Raw genomic sequence first — 14243 nt, forward strand, 5'->3', positions numbered from 1 at the left:
CGCCGGTTTCGCGGGGGCAGCCGCGGGCGGAGGCGGTGTGGGATGTGCGGGAGCAGCCGACGGCGGAGGCGTCGTCGGGCGCGCCGCAGGCGGCTCGGGCCGTGCGGGAGCCGGCGGCGGTGCCGGATGTGGTGCGGCTGCCGGAGGCGGCGTCGGCTTTGCCGGTGCGGCCGCGGGCGGCTCGGGCCGGGCAGGTGCCGCAGGCGGGGTCGGCTTCGCGGGCGCTGCGGCCGGCGGAGCAGGATGCGCGGGTGCCGCAGCGGGAGGTGGCGCCTGCGGATGCGGTGCTGCGGCCGGCGGTGCGGGACGTGCAGGAGCACCCGGCGCGCCCGGCGCTGGCCGCGCCTTCGGCTTTCCGTCAGGTCCGGTTTCTTCCTTCTGCTGCGCCTGTGCGACGACCAGCGGCGAAGTTTGGGCGTGCGACGCTGAGGTGGCGAACTGCATCACCGTCAGCGCAGTCGTGGCAAGCAGCACGAGACGAAGCTTTGTCATTGTCTAGGAGTCCCCGGCGGAAAGTCTGGGCAGGAAAGCAAAGTGAGAACCGAACAATTCGGCAGGACGATGAACCGCCAGCCGTTAGGCCGGATTGTGGCGAGCCGCGAATCATCGGCGAAGTTTATTTCGACATTATAACGGGTTGCATGTGTGGTTGTTCACCGCGCGTTCAGAAGAAACGCGCCGACACATTTGCAATCGACGTGGAACTTGGGCGCAAGAGCGACTCACCGGCCGGCGAGTCGATCTGTCGCAGGTGGCGGGCCGGACGGTCCAGGCGGTCCGCGCACCGGTGATTCGTCAGGTGTCTTGCCGGGCAACTCGTCCGGTCGCGGCGGCTCGCCGGGTTCGCGCACCGGCTCCGGAACCTCGGGGCGTGGACTGCCGGGCGGAATTCCCGGCGGCGGTTCGCTCGGTGTGCCCGGCGTCGTCGGTGGAATCTCGGGAGGCTCGATCGGCATCATATCGAGGCCCCGCGGCGGTTGCCGATGGCAGATCGCGTCGCGCGCATTGATCGCTCCATCGAAGTTCGCAGCGACAACGGATCGCGCGCCGCGGCGTTCCGATGTTTCACCCGGGCGTGTGGCAGACCGCCTCGATATTGTGGCCGTCGGGATCGAGCACGAATGCGCCGTAATAGTTCGGGTGGTAATGCGCGCGAACGCCGGGCGCGCCGTTGTCGCGGCCGCCGGCCGCCATCGCGGCCTTGTAGAAGGCGTCGACGGTGGCGCGGTCCTTGGCCGTGATGGCGATATGCACCGGCTTGTTCATCGCGCCTTCGCCGCCGATCCAGAAATCCGGCTTGCCGTCGGCGCCGAAGCCCGCGGCGGGCGCGTGCCCGGTCACCTCCGCGGGCACTTCCATGATCAGGCCGTAGCCGAGCGGCGCCAGCGCCGTCTGGTAGAAAGCCTTCGCGCGTTGATAGTCGGAGACAGAAAAGCCGATATGGTCGATCATCGCGAGCCTCCCTTGTTGTGATGCACTTGCATCCGAGTTGTTTTACCTTCCCTTGGAAAGGGGAGGTCGCTTTGCTCGCAAGAGCAAAGCGGGTGGGGATCAGCTCTCTTCGCAGACAGTGTCATCTGCGGTTGACCCCCATCCCGACCTTCCCCCTTTCAGGGGGAAGGAGAAGACAAGCATCGACTGGCGCGGCCGATCTCAGCCGCAGACATCTCAGCTCCGCACCAGCAGCGTGTTGCTCCGCGTCCGGCCCTGCTCGACGTAACCGCGTGCATGCATGTCCGCGATGCAGTCGTCAGTCCATTCGTCCTTCGACAGATGCTCGATCACCACCGCGCCGGGCCACAGTGACTGCGGCGCGTCGCGGAAGAAGCCGATCAGCACGCGGTCCTCGAAACCCTCGACGTCGATCTTGAGTGCATCGACCTTGCTCGCGCCGGTCTCGTCGAGGATGCGTTGCAGCCGTAGCGACGGCACCTTGAACGCCTTGCCCGTCGGCGTGCCGGTGACGATGTGGCTGGCGCCGAGATTGTCGCCGTCGGTCTCGATCATCAGTTCGCCATCGGTCGGGCCGGCGGCCGCCGCAACCAGGCGCACCTGCGGAAAGCCGGAGGCCTGGGTGTTGAACTTGAGCCGCGCATGCGTCACCGGATGCGGCTCGATCGCGATCACCTTGCCACCGGGCCCGACATCGCGCGCCAGCGCCAGCGCATAGGTGCCGACATTGGCGCCGAGATCGACGAAGGTGCCATCCGCGCCGACATGAGCCCGCAGGAAGGTGAGTTCTTCAAGGTTGTAATCGGGATTGAACAGCGCGCCGCGCTCGGTCGCGCTCGCCTGATGATAGAAGCGGAACGATGCGCCCTGATAGGTCACGTCGAGCGGCCCCGCGCCGAACAGATTGACGAGCCGCGAGAGCCAGGGCCGGAATGCGCCGCGCTTCAATCCTGAGCCATGCGCCAGGCGGATGATGGCGGCCTGCGCCGCATTGGGCGCGAAGGCGCCGAACGGCGCCGGCGATATGTCGTTGCTCGGGATCACGCATGGCCTCGTCAAAAGCGCGGCATGCATAGCCGGTTTTGACGGCAGCGCCAACGCCCGTTACGCCGCCTTGCCCGCTGCCTGCCGTTGCCGCAGGAAGCGGCCGAGCAGCCTTCGTTTGCCCTTGCGCGGGATCAGGTCGACGTCGCTGACCAGTTTGGCGCCGCCCTTGCGGCGCTCCAGCACGATCTTGCGGCTATGGAACGCTTCGAGCTCGACGCGGTGGGCGACGCTGACGATGGTCGCCTTCGGCAGTTCCGTCGTCACCATCTCCATCATCTTGTCCTGGCTCTTCTCGTCGAGCGCGGACGTCGCCTCGTCGAGCACGACGATGTCGGGGGCGTGCAGCAGCAGGCGGGCAAAGGCGAGCCGCTGCTTCTCGCCGCCGGACAGGGTCTGGTCCCACGGCGCGTCCTCCTCGATCTTGTCCTTGAGATGGTCGAGGCCGACCTTGTGCAGGGCACGGCTGATCTCATCGACGCTCCAGTCCTCCGCCGCGCCGGGATAGGCCACCGCGCGCCGCAGCGTGCCCGAGGGCACGTAGGGCTTTTGCGGCAGCATGAACAGGCGGCGGTCCGCGTGCAGGCCGACACTGCCGCCGCCCCACGGCCACAGGCCGGCGATGGCGCGCACCAGCGTGCTCTTGCCGGTGCCGGATTCGCCGGCGACCAAAAGCCGCTCGCCCGGTTCGATCACCACTTCGGTCTCGCCGACCACGGCGGTGCCGTCGTCCAGCGTGACGGAGAGATCGTTGAGGCTCAGCATGGCCTCGCCCTCGGTCTCGCCGCGCTCGATGCGGCCGAAGCCGTCGCCGGTCTCGGCGCGTTCCAGCCCGTCAAGCGACAACATCAGCGAGGCGATGCGCCGTGCGCAGGCGTTCCAGTCGGCGAGTCGCGGATAGTTGTCGACCAGCCAGCCGAACGCGGTCTGCACGATGGTGAAGGCCGAGGCCGCCTGCATCACCTGACCGAGCGACATGCTGCCGTCGAGGAATTTTGGCGCACACAGCAGCAAGGGTACCACCGGCGCAATGAGATTCGATCCCTGCGACACCAGCGTCGTGCGCATGTGTTGCCCGGCGAGCCGCGCCCATTGCCGCAACACGTTCGAGAACGTCTTGTCGATGCCGTCGCGCTCCTCGGTTTCGCCGCCGAGCAGCGCGATGCTTTCGCCATTCTCGCGCACGCGGGTCAGGATGTAGCGGAATTCCGCTTCCGCCTGGTTCTTGTCCTCGGAGATCTGCACGAAGCTGCGGCCGATTGCCGCGATCGAGCCCGACGCGATCGCCGCATAGATGATCGCGGCAATGACCAGGAAGCCCGGGATGCTGATCGACGAGCCGCCCAGCGTCACCGTCAGCGCGCCGCCGATGGTCCAGAGCACGACGATGAAGGTGACGGCCGAGAGCAGCGCCGACGTCACGCCGGCGATGAAGTCGACCGGAGAATCGGTCGCGATCCGCAGATCCTCCGCGATCCGGTACTCCGGATTCTTGTGATCGCCGTCGACGAGGTTGAGCTGGTAGTAGCGGCCGTTTGTCAGCCAGCGCGACACGACGGCGTTGGTCAGCCAGGCACGCCAGCGCCGCTGGATGCCCATGCGGCCGAACACCTGCGCGACCCCCAGCAGCACGCTGCCGATCGCCAGCGGAAAGAAGATGGCCGTCAGGTGGAAGACACTGGCTGCGTCGCGCTTTTCGATCGCATCGAAGATCGCGCGATTCCAGACATTGATGCCGTACTGAACGGCGACATTGGTGACGATCAGCAGCAGCAGGCCGATCGTGAACAGCCACGCCAGCCGGTCGCCGCTTCGGCCCCAATAGCCGCGCGCGCTGATCCAGAACCGCGTCAGCAAATAGTCCTTGCGCGCCTGCTCGGCCTCTTCGGCCGACAATTCGGGATCGGGTTCGACGATTTCCGGCGGCGGCGGCTCGACATGGTCGCCGCCTTCGGCGATCACCTCGACGAATTCCGACTTCTCGTCCGCTTCGCTTGGCGCGGGATCCTTGCGCTCTTGATCGGCCGCCTTTGCGCTCGCTTTCCGAGGCGATGCAGTCCTGGCCGACGACGGCCCGTCCGACGATTTGGATTTTGCCTCAGCTTTGCCCATGGCACGATAACGCCAGGCAAATTACCCGGTTCCGCCTCCGGCGGTCACTCGCGTGCTGCTCGGGTGATGACACCGCGTTGTTTGGTATCTTGAATCGAGAACCATCCTCATCGTCGTCCTGGCGAAAGCCAGGACCCATTACCCCGAATGCCAATTGTTGCGCGACGCTGGAGCCGCGACCCCGTTCCCAATCAACTGCGGTGGTAATGGGTCCCCTGAGTTCACAAACGAAGTGCAACACTTCCTTGAGGAGGTGTTGCCATGGGGCGGAGTTACAAGCAGCTCTCTCTGGACGACCGATGCGAGATTGCCTGCCTATCGGCCAATGGCAGCTCGGTCCGGCAAATCGCGGCAGCTCTGGATCGCTCGCCATCAACGGTCTCTCGGGAACTGAGGCGCAATCGGGGGAGCCAGGTCGGCTACAAGCCAAACTATGCCCAGCACCAGATGCGAGCGCGGCGCTGGACGGGCGGACGCCTCGAACGGGAGCCCGGCCTGCGCCGCGCGGTGTTGGAACGCCTTCGCCGGGGCTGGTCGCCCGAGCAGGTCGCCGGCCGGCTGGCCCGCGAGTCCGGGCGCAAGGTGATCTCGCACGAGACCATCTACCGCTTCATCTATGCCCAACTCAGGCGCACCACGAACTTCAACTGGCGGCGCTATCTGCCGCGCGCCAAGAGCAAGCGCGGCCGCCGCGGCAAGAGGGGCGGCAGCCCCGCAAGCTTCATCGAAGGCCGTGTTTCCTTGGCAAATCGGCCGATCGAAGTGGCCGACCGCAGCGTGCCCGGACACTGGGAGGCCGACCTGATGATGTTCTCGAAATACGGTCAGGCCGTGCTGACCGTGCACGAGCGCACCTCGCGTCTGCTGCTCGGCATCCGCCTTGCCAGCAAGGTCGCGCGCGGTGTCGCCCGCCATCTCGTGGGCTTCTTCGCGACCCTGCCACAAGAGCTGCGCCAGACCGTGACCTTCGACAACGGCACCGAGTTCGCCGGTCACCTGGCGCTGCACCGCCTCTCGATCGAGACCTTCTTCTGCGATCCCCACGCCCCCTGGCAGAAGGGCGGCATCGAGAACGCCATCGGCAGGATGCGCCGCTTTATTCCCCGCAAGACCGATCTCGTAACCCTCTCGACCGCCAGATTCCGCCAGTTCATCGCCGCCTACAACAACACCCCGCGCAAATGCCTTGACTACCGCACGCCTGCCGAGGCTTTTGCTCAAGTGTTGCACTTCGAATGTGAATCCACCTCCCGGCTTTCGCCAGGACGACAGCGTGCTTGAGATGTGCCGCGCAACTACCTCACTCCGCCGGCGCCTGGTCGCGCCTCAGCCGGCGCGAGCGCGTTGCTTTGTGCAGCACGCGCGCGAGCTGCTCGGCCGAATAGGGCTTCTGCAGCAGCTCGAAGCCGCCGCTGCCCTGTTGCGACAGCACTTGGCTGTAACCGGAGGCGAGCACGATCGGAAGATCGAGGCGCTGCCGGCGGATCTCTTCCGCAAGCTCGATGCCGCTCATGCCGGGCATCACGACATCGGTGAACACCAGGTCGAACCGGTCGGCGTCGACGGCCAGCTCCTCCAGCGCGTGGGTGGCGTTGTCCACCAGCACGCAGGTGCAGCCGAGCTGGGTCAGCGTGTCGGCGGCAAACTTTCCGACCTCGGCATTGTCCTCGACGATCAGGACCGATGCGCCGGTCCGATAGACCGAGGGCGCGTCGTCGGTGCGCTGCGCTCGCGCGCCATGCCCGCCGACGACGCGCGGCAGATACAGCGTGAATGTCGCGCCCTTGCCGACTTCGCTGGTGACGGTCACCTCGCCGCCCGACTGCTTGGCGAAACCGAACACCTGGGACAGGCCGAGGCCGGTGCCGTGACCGACTTCCTTGGTGGTGTAAAACGGCTCGAAGATGCGGCCGAACAGCTCCTGCGGAATTCCGACGCCGGTGTCGGTCACCGACACCGCGACATGGCCGGGCGAGTTCGGCGGCGTGCTGGTCGCGGACGGCAGTCTGTCCACGGCGCGGACCGCGATCGTGAGCCGGCCGACGCCGTCCATGGCGTCGCGCGCGTTGACCGCCATGTTGATGATGGCGGTCTCGAACTGGCCGGCATCGGCGTTGACGAGACAGGTCTCGTCCGGCACTTGCGCTGTGATCTCGATGCGCGCGCCGATCAGGGTTGCGATCATCTCGCTCAGGGTGCGGACATTCTGGCAGGCGTCGAACACCTCGGGCTTGAGGGTTTGCCGCCGCGCGAATGCAAGCAGCTGGTTGGTCAGCTTGGCGGCACGGTTCACGGTGTTGGAGATCGCATCGATGTAGCGCTGCCGCCGCGGCTCCGGCAGGTCCGGCCGCCGCAGCATGTCGACCGACGCGCGGATCACGGTGAGCAGGTTGTTGAAGTCGTGCGCGACGCCGCCGGTGAGCTGCCCGAGTGCCTCAAGCCGCTGGCCGTGCCGCAATGCCTCCTCGGCCTCGATGCGCCGGTTGGCCTCCTCCTGCAGGCGCTGGGTTCGCCGGAAGGCGAGTGCGAGCAGGCCGAACAGCAGGGCGGTGGCCGGGATCCCGAAGATCAGGTGCTGGGCCATGGTCGACCTCCAGCGCGACTGGATCGCCGAGGTTTCGAGGCCGGCGCTGACATAGATCGGGTATCCAGCCAGCCGCTGGTAGCGCATGCGCCGCTCGATGCCGTCGGCCGGGGATTGGATCGTCATCGTCCCGGCCTCGGGATTGGCGACGATCTGCCGCCCGAGCGGGCCGCTCGGCTCGAACCGGACATCGTGGTCAACGGCAGGGAAGTGCGCCAGCACGGCGCCGTCGGTCCGGATCAGCGCCAGGAAGCTGCCGGGCTCGCGGCCGATCCTGGCGTAGAAATTCTCGAAATATTCCGGAAGCACGGAGGCTTGGATCACGCCGGCAAAGCTGCCGTCGTCGCCATTGCGGCGCCGGCCGACGCTGAAGAACCGCGAGCCCAGATAAGGCGGTCGCGGCGTCAGCACCTCGCCGATATAGGTGCCTATGTCGCCCTGGGCATGGATCCGGAAGTAATCCCGGTCCGAGAAGTCGACGTCGGGGGCCGGCTGCACCAGGCTGTTGACGAGGGCACGGCCGTTGGCATCGAACACCCAGACCGATTTCACCTGGGGAAGCGCCATGGCGACCTGCCGCAGCCGCTGGTGCAGGCTCTTCTCGCGCGCGACGATATCGGCATCGCCCATGCCGCGGACGACCTCGGTGACCTCGGCGAGGCCTCGATCGATGGTCTCGAACACCTTCAGCGCGTGCTCATGGGCGACATCGAGCGTGCGCTGGATCTCCTGGTCGGCGGCCTCGCTGGTCGAGATCCAGGACATTGCGGAGGCAAAAACGAACAGCGCCAGCGGAAGGGCCAGCGCGGCGGCCATCATCCATTGCAGCAGTCTCAGCGAATTGCGTTGTGCGGTCTGCACGGGCGCTCCGGCTCCGCGCGGACCATAACGCAAACCGTTGCGCGGGAGGAAGCGAAACGGCGCCGCCGGGCGCGGCGCGGACGCTCATTCGCCATTCCGCGACCTGTCAAGGTTACCGGAGGCCAACCCGGATCGATCAATTCGCAGCCGGCTCGCGTCCGGGGCAGCACGGGCGGCTGCGGCGCGGCGGTATCACGACCTCGTTAGCAGCTCGCCGGCAGTCAAGCGGAAAATCGGCCTGGATGGCGCTTCCGGGCGCTGTTTTTAGGAGTTCTAAAACCTCTCACGGGCAAACGCTTGACCCTGTGACTACCTGCTGAAAAACAGGCCGCATGACAGGCGATCCAAACAGCCCCCGGGATAATTTGCAGGACGTCCGGCTCGGACATGCGGATCGCGGTTTTGTCGGAAAGATCATCAGGCTCGATGCGCTCGTGACGGGCTCATCGCTGTCTCCGCAGGAGCTGGAGCAGCGCCTGGTCGAGATGGGATTTGTCGAGGGCGCGCGTGTGGAAATCCTGCATGAAGGCACGATCCGAAAGGACCCGATCGCGGTGCGCGTCGACAACATCACGATCGCGCTGCGCCGGAGCGAAGCCATGGCTGTGATCGTCGAATGACCACTGCATCCCTGCGCCTGGCGCTGGTCGGCGCGCCGAACACCGGCAAGACGTCGCTGTTCAACAGCCTGACCGGCAGCCGTCAGAAGGTCGCCAACTATCCGGGCGTCACGGTCGAGCGCAAATCCGGCGGCTTCGTCACGCCGGAGGGCCGCAGCGTGACCGTGCTCGACCTGCCCGGCACCTATTCGTTGCGCGGCCGCAGCCCGGACGAGGAGATCACCCGCGACATTGTGCTCGGCCGCTTCGACGGCGAGGCGGTGCCCGATCTCGTGCTCTGCGTCGCGGACGCCACCAATCTGCGGCTGACCTTGCGGCTGGTGCTCGAGCTGAAGCGGGTCGGTCGGCCGATGATGCTGGTGCTCAACATGATCGATATCGCGAAGCGCCGCGGCGTCACGATCGACATCGATCGGATGTCGCAGGAGCTCGGCCTGCCGATCGTGACGTCGGTCGCGGTCCGCAAGGGTGGCATCGACGAGCTCCTGAAGCGGACCGACGAATTCCTGGCCAAGTCGCATGAGGCGGCGGCCAGCGAGTGGACGACGCCGACAATCGCCGACCTCAAGGCGGCACAGCGCGAGGCGGACCGCATCATCGCCGCGGCGGTGACGCTGCCGACCAAGCCCGACACGCTGACCAACCGGATCGATTCGGTGGTGCTGCATCCGGTCTGGGGTCTCGTGATCCTGGCCGTGATCCTGTTCGTGATGTTCCAGGCGGTGTTCACCTGGGCGCAGCCCGCGATGGAATTTCTGTCGGACAGCTTCGCCGCGCTCGGGCAGCTGATCCACAATTTGCTGCCCGAAAGCTGGAGCCTGTTGCAGAGCTTCCTGCAGAACGGCGTGATCTCCGGCGTCGGCAGCGTGATCGTGTTCCTGCCGCAGATCATCATCATCTTCCTGTTCATCCTGCTGTTGGAAGATTTCGGTTACATGGCGCGCGCCGCGTTCCTGATGGACCGCATCATGGGCGGCGCCGGGCTGCATGGCCGCGCCTTCATTCCGCTGCTGTCGAGCTTTGCCTGCGCAATTCCCGGCATCATGGCGACGCGCGTCATCGACAACCGCCGCGACCGCCTGACCACGATCCTGATCGCGCCGCTGATGACCTGCTCGGCGCGCATTCCGGTCTACACGCTGATCATCTCCGCCTTCGTTCCGGCGACCACGCTGTGGGGTTTCGTCAACCTACAGGGGCTCGTGATGTTCGGCCTCTATGCCGCCGGGATCACCAGCGCGCTGACGGTGTCGGCGATCGCAAAGTTCTTCCTGTGGCGCGACCATGCGCCGGCGCCGTTCATGCTGGAATTGCCCGACTACAAGATGCCGCGGCTGAAGAGCATCGCGATCGGCGTGTTCACCCGCGCCAAGATGTTCCTGTACCGGGCCGGGACCACGATCCTCTCGATGATGGTGCTGATCTGGTTCCTGGCCTCGTTCCCGCAGGCGCCGGCCGGCGCCGAGGGACCGGCGATCAATTACAGCTTTGCTGCGATGATCGGCCATGCGCTCGAGCCGCTGCTGCGGCCGATCGGCTTCAACTGGCAGATCGCGGTGGCGCTGATCCCGGGCATGGCGGCGCGCGAGGTCGCGGTCGCAGCCCTTGGCACCGTCTATTCGATCGAGGGCGGCAAGGAGGCGGCGGACCAGATCGGCCAGGTGCTGGCGCAGAAATGGACGCTGGCGACCGCGCTGTCGCTGCTGGTCTGGTACATCTTCGCCCCGCAATGCGCCTCGACGCTCGCGGTGATCCGCCGCGAGACCGGCGGCGCGAAGTGGATGGTGGTGACGTTCATCTACATGCTCGCGCTGGCCTATGTCGCGAGCTTCCTGACCTTCAATCTCGCGCAGGCGCTCGGCCTGCATTGATCGGCAACGCAGTTTCACCATCTCTATTCGAAACTGCGATAGGTGCATGCAGCCAAGCGAAGCAGTAGAGTTGGTCGAGGGCGCATGAAGCGGGCGCCTCCGCGTGTTCCCTGCGAGACCCTGCAATGTCGACGTACGGCCTGGAGCGGCTATTTTCGCCTCGAAGCATCGCAATCGTCGGCGGCAGCCCGCGTCCGTCGTCGCTCGGCGCGGCGGTGCTCAGGAACATCAAAGCGAGTGGCTTCACCGGCCGCGTCGGCGTCGTCAATCGGAACTATGCCGACGTCGATGGTGCGCCGACAGTTCCCGACCTGAAGTCGCTGTCGTTCGTTCCGGATCTCGTCGTCATTAGCGCACCGGCGGCGGCGGTTCCGGAGATCGTCGCGGAGGCGGCTTCGGCCGGCGTTGCCGGCGCGGCGATCCTGTCGGCCGGTCTTGGCCATGGCGCAGGCTCGCTCGCGGAGACCGCGGGGCAGACGGCGCGACGGCATGGCATGCGCCTGATCGGGCCGAATTGCCTCGGCGTCATGGTGCCGCGCGTCAAGCTGAATGCGAGCTTCGCCTCGCATCAGCCGTCCGACGGGCACGTTGCCCTGATCTCGCAGTCCGGCGCGGTCGCGTCGGCGATGATCGAATGGGCGGCGGAACGGCGGCTCGGCTTCTCCGGCATCGCGTCGATCGGCGACCAGCTCGATGTCGACGTCGCCGACCTCCTGGATTATTTCGCGCTCGACGACCACACCAGCGCGATCCTGATCTACCTCGAAGCCGTCAAGGACGCGCGCAAGTTCATGTCGGCGGCGCGCGCCGCGGCGCGGTTGAAGCCGGTCGTCATCGTCAAGTCGGGACGGATGGCGCAGGGCGCCAAGGCCGCCGCGACCCACACCGGCGCGCTGGCCGGCTCCGATGCGGTCTATGATGCCGCATTCCGCCGCGCCGGCATGCTGCGCGTCTACGACCTGCGCCAGCTGTTCGATTGCGCCGAGCTGCTCGGCCGCGGCTTCGTTCCGCGCGGCAACCGGTTGGCGATCCTGACCAATGGCGGCGGGCTCGGCATCCTCGCGACCGACCGGCTGGCCGAGCTCGGCGGCGTTCCGGCGACTTTGACGGCGGAGACCATCGCGCGGCTCGACAAGGTGCTGCCGTCGGGCTGGTCCTGCGCCAATCCGGTCGACATCGCGGGCGATGCCGATGCCGACCGCTACGTGGCGGCGCTCAGCGCACTGCTCGATGATTCGAACAGCGACGCGGTGCTGGTCGCGAATGTGGAAACCGCGGTGGCTCCGGCCGAGGGGATTGCCGAGGCGGTGGCGCGATGCGTCCGCGACCGCAGGACGAAGCGGAGTGCGGTCGCCGCACTGGTGCTTGCGGCCTGGGTCGGCGCCGACGAGCGCACCGGCGCGATCTTCGAGGCGGCGCGCATTCCGCATTTCCCGACCGAGGACGATGCGGTGCGCGCCTTCATGTATCTGGTGCGCTATCGCGAGGCCTCCACCGCGCTCGCCGCAACCCCGCCGGGCGTCGCATCGGTGTTCACGCCGGAGACGGCGGCGGCGCGGCACGTCGTCGTGAACGCGCTGTCGGAGGGACGTGCCTGGCTCGATCCGGCCGAGATCGTTGCGCTGTTCGCGGCCTATCATATTCCGATCGTGACGACGCTCGTCGCCGATAGTCCCGAGGACGCTGCCAAGAAGGCGGCACCGTTCCTCCCCGAAGGACATGCGATCGTGATCAGGGTGTTCTCGCGCGACATCCGGCACGCCTCCGACGTCGGCGGCGTGATCCTCGACCTGCGCACCAAAGACAGCGTCGTTGAAGCTGCACGGACGGTCATGGCGCGGGCACGAAGTGCCCGGCCCGATGCCATCCTGCAAGGCGTGACGATCCAGCCGATGATCGTACGGCGCGCGGCGCGCGAACTGATCCTCGGCATCGCCGAAGATCCGACCTTCGGTCCGGTGATCGTGTTCGGGCGTGGCGGCCCCGCGGTCGAGGTGATCAACGACAAGGCGCTGGCGCTGCCGCCGCTCGACATGAATCTCGCCCGCGAGTTGATCGGACGCACCCGCGTCTCGCGGCTGCTCGGCGGCTATGGCGATGTGCCGGCGGTCCCGGCCGATGTGGTGGCGCTCACCCTCGTCAAGCTGGCGCAGATGGCGGCCGACATTCCCGAGGTCGCTGAGCTCGACGTCAACCCGATGCTGGCGGACGAGAGCGGCGTGCTCGCGCTCGATGCGCGGGTCGCGATCCGCAAGCCCACCCGGCTATTTGCCGGCCACACCCGGCTCGCGGTGCGGCCCTATCCGTCGCAATGGGAAGGTGAGCTTGCGCTGCGCGACGGCTCGCGTGTCACGGTGCGCCCGATGCGGCCGGAAGACGAGCCGATGGTCAGCGAGTTCTTCAAGCGCGTCACCGCCGAAGACCTCAGGCTGCGCTTCTTCCATGCGATGAAGGAATTCTCGCACGCCTTCATCGCGCGCCTGACCCAGCTCGACTATGCGCGCGCGATGGCGTTTGTGGCGCTCGATCCGAACACCGGCGAGATGATGGGTGCGGTCCGGCTGCACTCGGATTCGCTGTACGAGAATGCCGAATACGCGATCCTGCTGCAGTCCGATCTCAAGGGCAAAGGGCTCGGCTGGGCGCTGATGCAACTCCTGATCCACTATGCGCGATCGGAGGGCTTGAAGCGCCTGTCCGGCCAGGTGCTGACCGAGAACACCACGATGATCGGGATGTGCCGCGATCTCGGCTTCACCGTGACGATGGATCCGGACGATCACAGCATCGTCGATGTCGTACTCGACCTCGATCGATCCGGCGTCGATGCGGTCGGCGCCGATATCCTGATCCGGCCTGCCGCGGCCGGCCGCTGATACCAGCGCCAGCCGCGGCCGCGTCGGATCAGATCTGGCGTTCGACCAGCTTGAACTTGAGTTCGGCGATCGCTTCGGAGGGATTGAGGCCCTTCGGACACGCCTTGGCGCAGTTCATGATGGTGTGGCAGCGATAGAGGCGGAACGGATCCTCGAGATTGTCGAGTCGCTCGCCGGTCGCCTCGTCGCGGGAGTCGGTGACCCAGCGGTTTGCCTGCAGCAGCGCGGCGGGGCCGAGGAAGCGCTCGCTGTTCCACCAGTAGCTCGGGCACGAAGTCGAGCAGCAGGCGCACAGGATGCACTCGTAGAGGCCGTCGAGCTTCTCGCGGTCCTCGTGGCTCTGCCTCCATTCCTTCTGCGGCGTCGGCGTCGTGGTCTTCAGCCACGGTTCGATCGAGGCATACTGGGCGTAGAAATTGGTGAGGTCGGGGACCAGGTCCTTCACCACCGGCTGGTGCGGCAGCGGATTGACCTTCACCGCGCCGCCGGCGCCGACGTCGTGCATCGACTTGGTGCAGGCCAGCGTGTTCTGGCCGTCGATGTTCATCGCGCAGGAGCCGCAGACGCCTTCGCGGCAGGAGCGGCGGAAGGTCAGCGTCGGGTCGATGTGGTTCTTGATCCAGATCAGGCCGTCCAGCACCATCGGACCGCAATCATTGGTGTCGACATGATAGGTGTCGACGCTCGGATTCTTGCCGTCGTCCGGGTTCCAGCGATACACCCGAAATTCGCGCGTCTCGGTGGCACCCGCCGGCTTCGGCCAGGTCTTGCCGCCTGAAATCTTCGAATTCTTCGGAAGTGCGAATTCAACCATGCTTGCTCG

General features: G+C 66.5%; 10 protein-coding genes. 4 read left to right on the forward strand and 6 right to left on the reverse strand.

Annotated features, from left to right (window positions below; genetic code table 11):
• Positions 1–722: 722 nt before the first annotated feature.
• The 4 genes from ACVWY5_RS39790 to ACVWY5_RS39805 form a co-directional block, all read right to left on the reverse strand.
• On the reverse strand, positions 723–956 hold the full coding sequence (locus ACVWY5_RS39790) for a hypothetical protein (protein ID WP_080667385.1): 234 nt from the start codon (positions 954–956) through the stop codon (positions 723–725).
• A 109-nt stretch (positions 957–1065) separates the two neighbouring features.
• Positions 1066–1452, reverse strand: a complete 387-nt coding sequence (locus ACVWY5_RS39795; RefSeq protein ID WP_028338198.1) for a VOC family protein — start codon at positions 1450–1452, stop codon at positions 1066–1068.
• 216 nt (positions 1453–1668) lie between these two features.
• Positions 1669–2526: an FkbM family methyltransferase gene (locus tag ACVWY5_RS39800; RefSeq protein ID WP_321177244.1), complete on the reverse strand. Its 858-nt coding sequence runs from the start codon at positions 2524–2526 to the stop codon at positions 1669–1671.
• 30 nt (positions 2527–2556) lie between these two features.
• Positions 2557–4608 carry an ABC transporter ATP-binding protein/permease gene (locus ACVWY5_RS39805; protein WP_028338200.1) on the reverse strand — a complete coding sequence of 684 codons (2052 nt, stop codon included), beginning with the start codon at positions 4606–4608 and terminating at the stop codon, positions 2557–2559.
• A gap of 261 nt (positions 4609–4869) precedes the next feature.
• Between ACVWY5_RS39805 and ACVWY5_RS39810 the strand changes: the two genes are divergently transcribed.
• A complete protein-coding gene (locus ACVWY5_RS39810) occupies positions 4870–5889 on the forward strand; it encodes an IS30 family transposase (RefSeq protein WP_456671760.1) in 1020 nt (339 codons plus the stop codon).
• A gap of 19 nt (positions 5890–5908) precedes the next feature.
• Here the strand turns inward: ACVWY5_RS39810 and ACVWY5_RS39815 are convergent, their stop codons facing one another.
• Positions 5909–8053, reverse strand: a complete 2145-nt coding sequence (locus ACVWY5_RS39815; RefSeq protein WP_028337897.1) for a hybrid sensor histidine kinase/response regulator — start codon at positions 8051–8053, stop codon at positions 5909–5911.
• A 332-nt stretch (positions 8054–8385) separates the two neighbouring features.
• Between ACVWY5_RS39815 and ACVWY5_RS39820 the strand changes: the two genes are divergently transcribed.
• The 3 genes from ACVWY5_RS39820 (at position 8386) to ACVWY5_RS39830 (ending at position 13420) form a co-directional block, all read left to right on the forward strand.
• Positions 8386–8673 carry a FeoA family protein gene (locus ACVWY5_RS39820; protein WP_028337896.1) on the forward strand — a complete coding sequence of 96 codons (288 nt, stop codon included), beginning with the start codon at positions 8386–8388 and terminating at the stop codon, positions 8671–8673.
• Positions 8670–10544, forward strand: a complete 1875-nt coding sequence (feoB, locus tag ACVWY5_RS39825; RefSeq protein WP_028337895.1) for a ferrous iron transporter B — start codon at positions 8670–8672, stop codon at positions 10542–10544. Before ACVWY5_RS39820 ends, feoB begins: the two co-directional genes overlap by 4 nt.
• Positions 10545–10669: 125 nt before the next feature.
• Positions 10670–13420: a bifunctional acetate--CoA ligase family protein/GNAT family N-acetyltransferase gene (locus ACVWY5_RS39830; RefSeq protein WP_028337894.1), complete on the forward strand. Its 2751-nt coding sequence runs from the start codon at positions 10670–10672 to the stop codon at positions 13418–13420.
• Between the two features lie 28 nt (positions 13421–13448).
• Here ACVWY5_RS39830 and ACVWY5_RS39835 read toward each other — a convergent pair whose 3' ends face one another.
• Positions 13449–14234: a succinate dehydrogenase iron-sulfur subunit gene (locus tag ACVWY5_RS39835; RefSeq protein WP_028337893.1), complete on the reverse strand. Its 786-nt coding sequence runs from the start codon at positions 14232–14234 to the stop codon at positions 13449–13451.
• Between the last annotated feature and the right edge of the window lie 9 nt (positions 14235–14243).

The sequence above is a fragment of the Bradyrhizobium sp. USDA 3256 genome, from assembly GCF_054058275.1.

Bases quoted from the DNA above. Each gene is read 5' to 3' on its own strand.
- ACVWY5_RS39800 (WP_321177244.1), bottom strand. From the start codon at position 2,526: ATGCATGCCGCGCTTTTGACGAGGCCATGCGTGATCCCGAGCAACGAC.
- ACVWY5_RS39820 (WP_028337896.1), top strand. From the start codon at position 8,386: ATGACAGGCGATCCAAACAGCCCCCGGGATAATTTGCAGGACGTCCGG.
- feoB (WP_028337895.1), top strand. From the start codon at position 8,670: ATGACCACTGCATCCCTGCGCCTGGCGCTGGTCGGCGCGCCGAACACC.
- ACVWY5_RS39835 (WP_028337893.1), bottom strand. From the start codon at position 14,234: ATGGTTGAATTCGCACTTCCGAAGAATTCGAAGATTTCAGGCGGCAAG.
- ACVWY5_RS39790 (WP_080667385.1), bottom strand. From the start codon at position 956: ATGCCGATCGAGCCTCCCGAGATTCCACCGACGACGCCGGGCACACCG.
- ACVWY5_RS39805 (WP_028338200.1), bottom strand. From the start codon at position 4,608: ATGGGCAAAGCTGAGGCAAAATCCAAATCGTCGGACGGGCCGTCGTCG.
- ACVWY5_RS39795 (WP_028338198.1), bottom strand. From the start codon at position 1,452: ATGATCGACCATATCGGCTTTTCTGTCTCCGACTATCAACGCGCGAAG.
- ACVWY5_RS39810 (WP_456671760.1), top strand. From the start codon at position 4,870: ATGGGGCGGAGTTACAAGCAGCTCTCTCTGGACGACCGATGCGAGATT.
- ACVWY5_RS39830 (WP_028337894.1), top strand. From the start codon at position 10,670: ATGTCGACGTACGGCCTGGAGCGGCTATTTTCGCCTCGAAGCATCGCA.